The organism is Arthrobacter sp. TB 23, from assembly GCF_000294595.1.
In the GTDB taxonomy this organism is placed as follows: Bacteria; Actinomycetota; Actinomycetes; order Actinomycetales; family Micrococcaceae; genus Arthrobacter_D.
This window is the reverse complement of record NZ_ALPM01000026.1, coordinates 1-10,770: the sequence shown is the minus strand read 5'-3', so window position 1 is coordinate 10,770 and position 10,770 is coordinate 1. Positions and strand designations below refer to the sequence as shown.

Annotated in this window: 10 protein-coding genes; 8 read left to right on the top strand and 2 right to left on the bottom strand. The window is 64.5% G+C overall.

What is annotated here, in order from left to right:
- Positions 1 to 594, bottom strand: a 594-nt coding sequence (locus B384_RS0103425) for an MFS transporter (protein ID WP_237715219.1), incomplete at its 3' end; no start/stop codon positions are given.
- A gap of 113 nt (positions 595 to 707) precedes the next feature.
- On the opposite strand from B384_RS0103425, the gene B384_RS0103420 reads away from it, so the two are divergent.
- The 8 genes from B384_RS0103420 (at position 708) to B384_RS0103385 (ending at position 9,417) form a co-directional block, all read left to right on the top strand.
- Complete coding sequence (locus B384_RS0103420) at positions 708 to 1,568, top strand: LysR substrate-binding domain-containing protein (RefSeq protein WP_019481747.1); 861 nt, start codon at positions 708 to 710, stop codon at positions 1,566 to 1,568.
- 103 nt (positions 1,569 to 1,671) lie between these two features.
- The gene (panD, locus tag B384_RS0103415) at positions 1,672 to 2,100 is read left to right on the top strand and encodes an aspartate 1-decarboxylase (RefSeq protein WP_026040939.1); all 429 of its coding nucleotides are present in this window, start codon (positions 1,672 to 1,674) and stop codon (positions 2,098 to 2,100) included.
- Positions 2,101 to 2,272: 172 nt separating this feature from the next.
- On the top strand, positions 2,273 to 3,592 hold the full coding sequence (locus B384_RS0103410; protein ID WP_035766329.1) for an extracellular solute-binding protein: 1,320 nt from the start codon (positions 2,273 to 2,275) through the stop codon (positions 3,590 to 3,592).
- Between the two features lie 53 nt (positions 3,593 to 3,645).
- On the top strand, positions 3,646 to 4,554 hold the full coding sequence (locus B384_RS0103405; protein WP_050994835.1) for a carbohydrate ABC transporter permease: 909 nt from the start codon (positions 3,646 to 3,648) through the stop codon (positions 4,552 to 4,554).
- Positions 4,551 to 5,399 (top strand): carbohydrate ABC transporter permease, encoded by an 849-nt coding sequence (locus B384_RS0103400; protein WP_019481743.1) that lies wholly within the window; start codon positions 4,551 to 4,553, stop codon positions 5,397 to 5,399. Before B384_RS0103405 ends, B384_RS0103400 begins: the two co-directional genes overlap by 4 nt.
- A gap of 51 nt (positions 5,400 to 5,450) precedes the next feature.
- Positions 5,451 to 6,779, top strand: coding sequence for an ABC transporter ATP-binding protein (locus B384_RS0103395; protein ID WP_019481742.1), 1,329 nt, complete (start codon positions 5,451 to 5,453; stop codon positions 6,777 to 6,779).
- A 3-nt stretch (positions 6,780 to 6,782) separates the two neighbouring features.
- Positions 6,783 to 8,405, top strand: coding sequence for a helicase HerA-like domain-containing protein (locus B384_RS0103390; RefSeq protein WP_156808947.1), 1,623 nt, complete (start codon positions 6,783 to 6,785; stop codon positions 8,403 to 8,405).
- A 46-nt stretch (positions 8,406 to 8,451) separates the two neighbouring features.
- A complete protein-coding gene (locus B384_RS0103385) occupies positions 8,452 to 9,417 on the top strand; it encodes a hypothetical protein (protein WP_019481740.1) in 966 nt (321 codons plus the stop codon).
- Here the strand turns inward: B384_RS0103385 and B384_RS0103380 are convergent.
- A partial coding sequence (locus B384_RS0103380) for an NHL repeat-containing protein (RefSeq protein ID WP_019481739.1) occupies positions 9,414 to 10,770 on the bottom strand: 1,357 nt, incomplete at its 5' end. The two genes, B384_RS0103385 and B384_RS0103380, sit on opposite strands and share 4 nt — an antisense overlap.

Here is a 10,770-nt window from a genome sequence, read left to right as displayed (position 1 = left end):
CCCGCCGCCGATCGCGGTGATCAGCACACCGCTGACCGCGGGACCCACCATGGCCCCCACCTGGAAGATTGATGAGTTCAGGCTGATCGCGTTGCGCAGGTGCACTGGCCCCACCAGGTCGTTGACGAACACCTGGCGTGCGGGGGCGTCCACCACGGTCACCAGCCCCAGGGTGAAGGCGATGACGTAGACATGCCACACTTCGACGACGCCGGTCAGGGCTAGCACCGCCATTGCCGCTGCCATCAGGGCGGCCATGCTTTGCGTGATGATCAACAGGATGCGTTTGGGATAGCGGTCCGCGATGATTCCGCCATACGGGCCGAGGAGGAGGAACGGCGCGAACTGCAGTGCAACGGTGATCCCGACGGCGGTGACCGATCCGGATAGCTCCAGGACCATCCAGTCCTGGGCGATGCGTTGCATCCAGACGGCGATCACTGCGACCAGGTGGGAGATCGCGAATCGGCGGAAGTTGGGGATGCGAAGTGAGATGAACGTGTCACGCCAGGCTGGACGCTGGTTGGTGATCGGCAGGGGCGCGGTAAGCGTGGGGTCTCCAGCCGGGCCGGCGGAGGGTGGTGGGGGTGCCAAGGTGTCTTCCTGTGCTGGAGGGGTGAGATCGCTTTCCACGCTACGCACCGCCAATCCATGATGAAAGCGTATGGTGGCTATAACTCGTATTCGAAAACGTAATAGGCGGCATCATGTTTGACCCGGCCCAACTGAAAACCTTCCTTGCCGTCGCCGAGACCCTGAGCTTCACCGGCGCCGCGGGCCGACTCAACCTCAGCCAGCCCACCGTGAGTCAACACATCCGGAAGCTGGAGGAGGCGGCCGGCAGGCTCCTGATTTCCCGGGACACCCGCGAAGTCAGCCTGACCGACAACGGCGACGCGATGGCCGGCTTCGCACGGACCATCCTCGCCGCCCAGGAACAGGCGATGGTCTACTTCTCCGGGTCGGCCATGCGCGGCCGGCTCCGGTTTGGGGTGGCCGACGACCTCGCCATCACCCAGCTGCCACGCATCCTCCGCCACTTCCGGCAGCTCTACCCGCAGATCAACCTTGAGCTCACCGTGACCCAGAGCCCGCTCCTGTTGCGCCGGCTGCGCGCGGGCCAGCTGGACCTGATCTTCATCAAGTACATGAGCGGCACCGGCGAGGGCACCCTGGTGCAAAGTGACCAGCTGGTCTGGGCCGGGCACGGGAAAACCACCCTTGAGGACGGCGCTCCCGTGCCGTTGATCGTCTACCAGTCCCCCAGCCTCACCCGCCAGATGGCCATCGATGCGCTGGAGAAGGCTGGCCGAACCTGGCGCATCACCTGCAACACCCGTGAGATCAACGGCGTCCTGGCCGCCGCCCGTGCCGGTATTGGGTTAGCCGTGTTCCCGCAGTCCCTGATCCCGGAGGATCTGGTACAGGTCAGCAACCGTTTCAACCTTCCACCGGTGGGCGCGGTGGACTTCACCCTGCTCAGCAACCCCCTCGCCAACCAGGAGCTCGTGGCGGCGTTGACCTCCGCGATCATGGGCCGCGCGCTGCGCAAAGCCCCGGACGCCTGAGCCGCCCGGACTTCGGCGCCCGACCCGCCAACCCCGGCCGCACCAGCAGCGTGCCGAACACCACATAGCCGGGCACTTCGGAACGGCGGTAGTGTTAATGCTGATGAATCGCACAATGTTCAAGTCCAAAATCCACCGCGCCACGGTTACCCACGCTGATCTGCACTACGTGGGTTCCGTCACCGTGGACCTTGACCTGCTTGAGGCCGCCGACATCCTGCCCGGTGAGATGGTCTCCATTGTGGACGTGACCAACGGCGCCCGGCTGGAGACCTACACCATTGCTGGCGAGCGTGGATCGGGCGTGCTCGGTATCAACGGCCCGGCCGCGCACCTGGTCCATCAGGGAGACACGGTCATCCTGATCACCTACGCCCAGCTGACTGACGCGGAGGCACACAGTTATCTCCCCACAGTGGTGCACGTCAATGAGCAGAACCGCATCGTGGACCTGGGAACCGACCCGGCCGAGAGCGTCACCGAGGGGCTCCAACGGCCCCCTCACGCCCTGAACAACTCAGCACTCCGGTAGCAAACGCTTACGTTCCCGCCATCTTTCGTCGTCAACCTTGACCGGATCGCAACCCTTCAATCTGGCGATTTCCCCACTCAGGGCATATGGTCTCAAAGACAAGGTTGCTTTGGTTCGCCCGCTGTACCTCGGGTGAACGGACTGTCTACAACGATGTGGAGGCGCGGTGGGAATGCCGAACAGGCGAGGGAAAATTCATCCAGTCCGGAGCCGGCCGAAAGCGGCAGCTGTGGCGACACTGGCGATCGGGACCATGTTGCTGACGGGTTGTGGGCCGGCGGAAAGCGTGACAACGCTTACCTGGTACATCAACCCCGACGCCGGCGGGCAGGCTGCCATAGCCGCCAGCTGCACCGAAGAGGCCGACGGCGCCTACCGGATTGAAACGTCCCTGTTGCCTACCGATGCAGCAGCCCAACGCGAGCAGTTGGCGCGGCGGCTCGCAGCCGGAGACACCTCAATGGACATCATGAGCATTGACCCGCCGTTCATCCCCGAGCTCGCGGAACCCGGCTTCCTGGCACCCATCCCCGAGGACTCAGTCGACGTCTTCACCGAGAACGTGCTCGAAGGCGCGCTGGCCGGTGCCACCTGGAAAGAAGAACTGGTAACGGTGCCGTTCTGGGCGAACACCCAGATCCTCTGGTACCGCGAATCGGTCGCCGAGGCCGCCGGGCTGGACATGTCCCAACCCGTGACCTGGGACCAACTGATCGAAGCAGCCACCGAGCAGGACAAGCTCCTCGGCGTGCAAGGCTCCCCCGCGGAATCAATGACCGTGTGGATCAACGCGCTGGTTGAATCGGCAGGGGGCCAGATCCTCGAGAACCCGGAGGCTCCCGCCGACGAACTGCAACTGGGCCTCACCTCCGAGGCCGGGCAGGAAGCGGCACGGATCATCGCCACCATCGGCACCGAGGGCCTCGGCGGCCCGGGCCTGCCGACCTCCACCGAGAACACGTCCCTCACCCTCTTCCAGGGCGACGACGGCTCCTTCATGGTCAACTACCCGTTCGTCTGGCCCGCCACCCTGGGCGCCGTCGAGGCTGGGTCCATCGACCAGTCGGTGGTCGACGACATAGGTTGGGCCCTGTTCCCGGCCGTCACCGAGGGCGAGGACACCGCACCGCCGCTGGGTGGGATCAACCTCGGAGTCGGCGCGGCCAGTGACAACCCTGACCTGGCCTACGAAGCGATCGAGTGCATCGTCCAACCGGAGAACCAGACCGAGTACTTCATCACCAACGGCAACCCGCCATCGAACTCGGAGGCGTACGACGATCCAGCGATCGAGGAAGACTTCCCCATGGCGACGACCATCAGGGACTCCCTCGAACTCGCGGCTCCTCGCCCTCAGACACCGTTCTACAACGAAATCTCCACCGGACTGCAGCAGGAATGGTCGCCACCCAACGAAGTGGATCCTGACCAGACCCCCGAACAGTCCCAGGAGTTCATCACCGCAGTGCTCAGAGGGGAGCGGCTACTGTGAGTAGCTCAACGATCAACAAGCCTGATGCCGGCGACAAGCTGAAGAAGCAGAAGATGCAGCACAGCGACCGGGTCAAAGCCGAACGCCGGATGGGCTGGTACCTCGCGGGCCCCGCCTTCGTGGTGATGCTGATGGTGACCCTCTACCCGATCCTGCAGGCCTTCTTCGAGTCCCTGTTTGCGTTCCGGCTCACCGCCCCCGATGAGCGTGAGTTCATCTGGTTCGCCAACTACATCACGATCCTCTCCGACAGCGTGTGGTGGCAGGGCCTCCTGGTCACGGTCCTCATTACGGTGATCACCGTCGCCGTCGAACTGGTCCTGGGCTTCGCCCTGGCCCTGGTCATGAGCAAGGCGCTGAAGTCTCTCAAAGGCATCCTCCGTACCGCGATCCTGGTGCCGTACGGCATCATCACCGTGGTGTCGGCGTACGCCTGGTTCTACGCCTTCGACATCAACTCGGGGTACGTGAACGCTTGGTTTGACTGGGTCCCCGGCATCGACTCGGACCTCAACTGGTTCGCTCAGACCGGCACGTCACTCTTCGTGATCATGGCGTCGGAGATCTGGAAGACCACCCCCTTCATCTCACTGCTCCTCCTCGCCGGCCTGGCGCAGGTGCCCGATGAGCTGACCGAGGCCGCCAAGGTCGACGGCGCCACCTGGTGGGAGCAGATGCGCAAGGTCGTCATCCCCAACATGAAGGCGGCGATCATGGTCGCCGTCCTGTTCAGGGCCCTGGACGCGTTCCGAATATTCGACAATGTCTTCATCATGACCAATGGCGAGAACAACACCGAAGTGCTTTCGCTCCTCGCCTACCGGACGTCGATCAGCCGCCTCGAGATTGGGCTCGGCTCGGCCGTCTCGGTCCTGCTGTTCCTGTGCGTCATCCTGATCAGCTTCGCTGCCATCAAGATCTTCAAAGTGGATCTTGCCGGCACGAGAGGAGAAAAGAAATGAAGAACTCTTCCCGGCGCGAAAAGATCTGGTGGGCAGTAATCTCGGTTCTGGTGCTGCTTTACGCCCTGTTCCCGGTGGCTTCCATCCTGGCTACCTCGTTCAAATCTCCCAGCGACCTGACCAACGGAAGTTTCCTGCCGTCGTCGGGGGCTGCCACCATCTCCAACTACGAGCAGATCCTCGTTGGTGACGCGCAGGAACTGTTCCTGACCTCCCTGCGCAACTCCATCGGCATCTCGCTCATCGCCACGGCAATCGCCGTCGTCCTGGCCACCCTGTGCGCCTATGCGATTGCCCGTCTCGACTTCCCGGGGAAGCGGCTCGTGCTCACCACGGCCCTCGCGGTTTCGATTTTCCCCGTGATCTCGATCGTCACCCCGCTGTTCAACCTCTGGCGCAACATCGGCCTGTATGACACCTGGCTCGGGTTGATCATCCCCTACCTGTCCCTGACCCTGCCGATCTCCATCTGGACGCTGGCTGCGTTCTTCCGCCAGATCCCGTGGGAGCTGGAGCAGGCGGCGCAGGTCGACGGCGCCACCACCTGGCAGGCCTTCCGCAAGGCCATCGTCCCGCTGGCGGCACCCGGGGTGTTCACGACGGCGATTATCGCGTTTTTCATCGCGTGGAACGACTTTGTGTACGGCATTTCGCTGACCTCCACCGAAGCAGCGCGGCCGGTTCCGGCGGCGCTGGCATTCTTCACCGGAGCCTCCCAGTTCGAGTCACCCACCGGTGCCATCTCGGCCGCTGCGATCATCGTCACCATCCCGATCGTCCTGCTGGTCCTGCTGTTCCAACGTCAAATCGTTTCCGGCCTGACCTCGGGCGCCGTCAAGGGCTAATGGCGCAGTCCCAGCCGCCTGCGCCAGTCACATAGAAAAGGATCACCAGAAATGGCTTCAATTACCCTCAACAACCTGGTCAAGAAATACGGCGACGGATTCCCCGCCGTCAATGACATCAGCATCGACATCGCCGACGGCGAGTTCATCATCCTGGTGGGCCCCTCCGGCTGCGGCAAGTCAACCCTGCTGCGCATGATCGTGGGCCTGGAGGACATCACCGACGGCGAGCTCCTGATCGACGGCGAGCGCGTCAACGATAAGGCGCCCCGGGACCGCAACCTGGCCATGGTGTTCCAGAACTACGCCTTGTACCCGCACCTCACGGTGTATGAGAACATCGCCTTCCCGCTGCGGCTCGCGAAAGGCAAGCACAGCGAGGAACAGGTGAACAAGCTTGTCACCGAGGCGGCAGCCACCCTTGAACTGACCGACCACCTGCAGCGGAAGCCGGCCAACCTTTCCGGTGGCCAGCGCCAGCGGGTTGCCATGGGCCGGGCCATTGTGCGCCAGGCTGATGCGTTCCTCTTCGACGAGCCGCTGTCCAACCTGGACGCGAAATTGCGCGGCCAGATGCGCTCGGAGATCTCCCAGATGCAGCGCCGGCTCGGGGTGACCAGCGTGTACGTTACCCACGACCAGACCGAGGCTATGACCCTGGGCGACCGGGTGGCGGTCCTGAAGATGGGCGAACTGCAGCAGATCGCCTCCCCACGGGAACTCTATGAGCAGCCCCGGAACCTTTTCGTTGCCGGCTTCATCGGCTCTCCATCGATGAACTTCATCCCCGCGACCATTGAGAACGGCAAACTGCAAACCGTCCTCGGCGACCTCGACGTCCCTGCCGAGAAGCTGGCCAAGGTTGAAGGCAAGAAGGTGGTGCTGGTGGGCGTCCGGCCGGAGTTCTTTGAGGACGCGAAACTGGTCGAGGAGTCCAAGCTGCCCCACGGCTCGATCTTCACCGCCACCCTCACCCATACCGAGTGGCTCGGCAACGAACAGTACGGTTACATCAACTTCAACCCGGACCCCGAAATGCGCGAGCTCCTGAACAACCTGGCCCGCGAAATGGATGCCGACGAACTCCGCCCGCAGATCGTTGTCACCCTCGACGCTGCCAGCCGGATCCGTGGCGGACGCGAAGCCGAAATCTGGCTGGACACCCGGAAGCTGCACCTGTTTGATCCTGAGTCCGGGGAGAACCTCACCCGCGACGCCGAGGCGGGCGCAGCGCTGACTGCTGAAGCCGGTCAGGAGCGTGCCGAGGAGATCGCCACGGCCAAGGAAGCGGACCGCGTCAACGGCCACGGAACCCCGGATTCGGGCAGCGGCAGCACCGACAACGGTCAGGGTGGCGGCAAACACGCCGCGGCGAGCTGACCATTGGTGGAGCGTGACGGTTCGGAACTGATTGCCGGGATCTCCTCCGGATATACCTTCGAGGGGCCCTCGATCCATCTCGGTGCCGCAGTGCTGGATGGCGAGGTGTACCCCGAAGCGGCGGTGCGTCTTCCGCTGGCGATGATGAACCGTCACGGGCTCGTCGCAGGGGCAACCGGCACGGGAAAAACCATCACGCTGCAGGTCATGGCTGAACAGCTCAGCGCCCAGGGTGTCCCGGTGTTCCTGGCGGACATCAAAGGGGACCTGACCGGTCTCTCCACCCCGGGACCCGGCGGTGAGAAGCTGCTGGCCCGCACCCTGAGCGTGGGCCAGCAGTGGTCCGCCAGGAGTTTCCCGGTCGAGTACTTCTCCCTGGGCGGGCACGGTGCCGGTGTTCCCATTCGCGCAACCATCTCCGAGTTTGGGCCGCTGCTGCTCTCCCGGGTGATGGACTTGAATGAGACCCAGGAGTCCAGCCTCACCCTGATTTTCCACTACGCTGACCTGGCCGGGCTGGAATTATTGAACCTCGCTGATCTTCGGGCAGTGATTTCGTTCCTCACCTCCGACGAGGGCAAAACCGCTTTGAAGGACCTCGGTGGCTTGTCGAAGGCTACCGCGGGGGTGATCCTGCGGGAGCTGATCACCCTTGAAGCGCAGGACATGGCCAGATTCTTTGGAGAACCCGAATTCGACACCGCCGATCTGCTCCGCCAGGCCCCGGACGGCAGGGGAATGATCAGCTGCCTCGAACTGCCCACCCTCCTGCAAACACCCCAACTCTTTTCCACCTTCCTGATGTGGCTGGTAGCCGATCTTTTCGCCGACCTGCCCGAGGTGGGAGATCAAGACAAACCCAAGCTGGTGTTTTTCCTCGACGAGGCGCATCTGCTCTTCGACGACGCGTCCAAGGAATTTCTGCGGTCCATCCAGACGTCAGTCCGCCTGATCCGGTCCAAGGGTGTCGGCATCTTCTTCGTCACCCAGACGCCCAGGGATGTTCCAGCGGACGTCCTCGGGCAATTGGCCAACCGTGTTCAGCACGCGTTGCGCGCCTTCACCCCCGAGGACGCGAAGGCTTTGAAAGCCACGGTGTCCACCTTCCCCACCAGTGACTACGACCTGGCTGAGGTTCTCACCTCAGCAGGGACGGGCGAGGCGGTGGTGACCGTCATGAACGATCGGGGCGCGCCCACCCCCGTCGCCTGGACCCGAATGACCTCCCCCGAATCGACGATGGGCCCCTCAGCGCCTGCTGTCGTGGAGGAGATCGTCCGGGCCTCACCGCTCCGCACCCACTACGAAACGGCGATCGACAGCCATTCGGCCTTCGAAAAGCTCACCACTCCCGCTCCGCCCAGCGCGACGCCGCCCCGGGCCCAACCAGCTGCTGATGACGAGGCCCGCCGGATTGAAGAGTCAATTACGGGGCACCGGGGCACCCCGCCACCGTCCTCCGGTCCGGCTGGGACACCCCCACCCCTCGGCGTTCCCACGCCGGCACCCCGGCAGCAAGACGGTGAACTGATGGAGTTCGCGGTCAAGGCGGCAGGCGCCATCGGGGCGGAGCTCGCCCGGGGTTTATTCGGCACACAGCGGAGGCGCAGTCGTCGTCGTTGGTAACCGGGCACCACTCAACGGGTAACGTAATAGCGTGCAAACGTCTTCTGTGATCAAAGTCCTAGCAGCCTGGCTGCTCGGTCTGATGGTCGTGGTTGCGGCCGCGATTGCCACTGTGGTGGTGGTCAATACGCACATTTTCAACCCCGAGGAACAGGTCCACGACTACCTCGAAGCACTCTCGGACGGCGACGGCGAACGCGCCCTGGGGCTCCTCAACGCGTCGGTGCCCGAGGCCAACGCGGCCATGCTCAACGGTGCTCCGCTGCAGCAGTCGATGGCAGCTGTAGAGGGCGTGGCGGTCGGTGAGGCGGTGGAGGTCGGTGACGGCCGGGTGGAGGTCACCATCACCTACACGGTCCGCGGTGCAGCACACTCGTCAACGTTTTCCCTGGAGCGCACCGGTACGGAGTGGCTGTTCTTTAACACCTGGGAGTTTGTTCCGTCGGTGCTGCCCACCCTCGAACTGTCGGTGATCAACCAGGTCGAGGCCACCCTCAATGGGACCAGGGTAGGCATGCCCGAGGGCAGAAACCAGTTCGCCGTGTTTTACCCCGGGGACTTTGAAGCCCACTACACGAGCGAGTACTTCGCTGCGCCGGCCCAAACCGTTGCCGTCACCGACCGCTCGGGCGGCCAACGAATAGCGCTCGCTACCGCGGCCACCGATGCGCTGGTGGAGGCGGTGGACGGCCAGATCCGGCGCTTCCTGGATGAATGCGCGGCGCAGACCGTGTTCCAGCCCGCCAATTGCCCCTTCAACTTCCAGACCGAGAACCGGGTAGCTGGGGACATCCGCTGGTCCATCACGGAATACCCGACGGTCTCCATCGAGCCGTTCAACGGCAGCTGGGTGATGGCGCCGCTCTCAGGCAACGCCGAACTGTCCACCTCGCTGCAGGACCTCTTCACCGGCTCGATCGAACCGGTGACGGTCCCCCGCGAGTTCGGCTTCACCGCCCGCCTGTCAGTGGGCGACGACGAAATCGCCGTCACCCCGGTGGTCCAGTACTAGTCGAGGCCCCGCAGGTCCAGGGTCAACCCGGTTTCGCCGTCGTCGCTGATCCGCACCGGGATACCCCAATCCTGCTGGTAGAGGTGGCATGCCGCATGATCGGGGATCTCGCCGCCCGGCTCCCCGTCACAGGCCGCCGCGCGGGCGGTGATGTGCAGGACGCCCTCGCTGACGGCGTCGGACAGCACCAGTTCGCGGGTCAGACCCACCGACGTTCCGCCACCGGACACCAGTAGTTCCTCGGGTGAGGAGGAGATCTTCAGCTGGGTGGGGTCACCCCACCGGTCGTCGAGTTTCTGTCCCTTGGGCGCGGAGAACCGGATAGTAAGCGCATGCGATCCGGCGACGACGGGGGTCTGCGGTCGTTGCGTCTGGGACGCGCCTTCATCGACGGCGAGCGCTTCCTTGGGGATCGGCACCCGGACCAGCTGGTGGCGGTTGGCTTCCACCACAATAAGGAGCGGCTCGCTGCCCGACGCGGTCGGGGTCAGGTCCACCAGAACGTCGCAGGGCTCCGAAAGACCGCGGGCCAGGGTTGAGACCTGCCCCGTGGCTGGATCGTACCGGCGCACCGCGCCGTTGTAGGTGTCGGCGATGGCCACCGACCCATCGGGGAGGGCGGTAATGCCCAGCGGGTGCTGCAGGCGTGCCTGGTCCGCGGCGCCGTCCCTGAAACCGAAATCAAACAACCCGGTCCCGATGGCGGTCCGCACCTGGGTGCGGCGGTGGCCGTTGAACTCGGGGAAGGAAAGGGTCCGTACTGCCGACGTTTCCGAGTCGGCGACCCAGAGGTTGCCGCTGGCATCCTCGGCCAGGCCCGAGGACTGGGCGAACCAGGCCTCGGATCCGTCCCCGTCGAGCAGGCCCTCCAGTCCGGTGCCCGCAAGGATGTCGACGGATCCGGTGACTGGATCGAACGTAAACAGCTGATGGGTGCCCGCCATGGCAATCACCACGCGTTCCAGCACGGTTGACCACAGCACGTCCCACGGCGAGGACAGCGAGACCTCCAGCGGCCGGGTGCCCAGGTGGGTGTCGGTCAGGCGAGGGGTGGCGTCCTCCGGGGATTCGACGTCGTACCCGCTCGGCTGGTCGAAGTTCTCCTGCAGCTCGGCGGGGCGTGCCTTCACGTGGTTGCCGGCGTCCAGCAGCCGCTGCACGCCGTTGCCCGCGATGGTGGTGACCGCGCCGTCGGCGAGGGCCACGCCACGGAGCAGGTGGTTCACGGAGTCGGCGACGACGACGTCGTACCCGACCTGCCGGGCAACCTGCTGGGGCAGGACCGCGAGGCCCTGCGGCTCGTTGAACTGGGCCCCGGCGGCGGTGCCGTCGGCAGCGCCCTTCTCCCCCGAG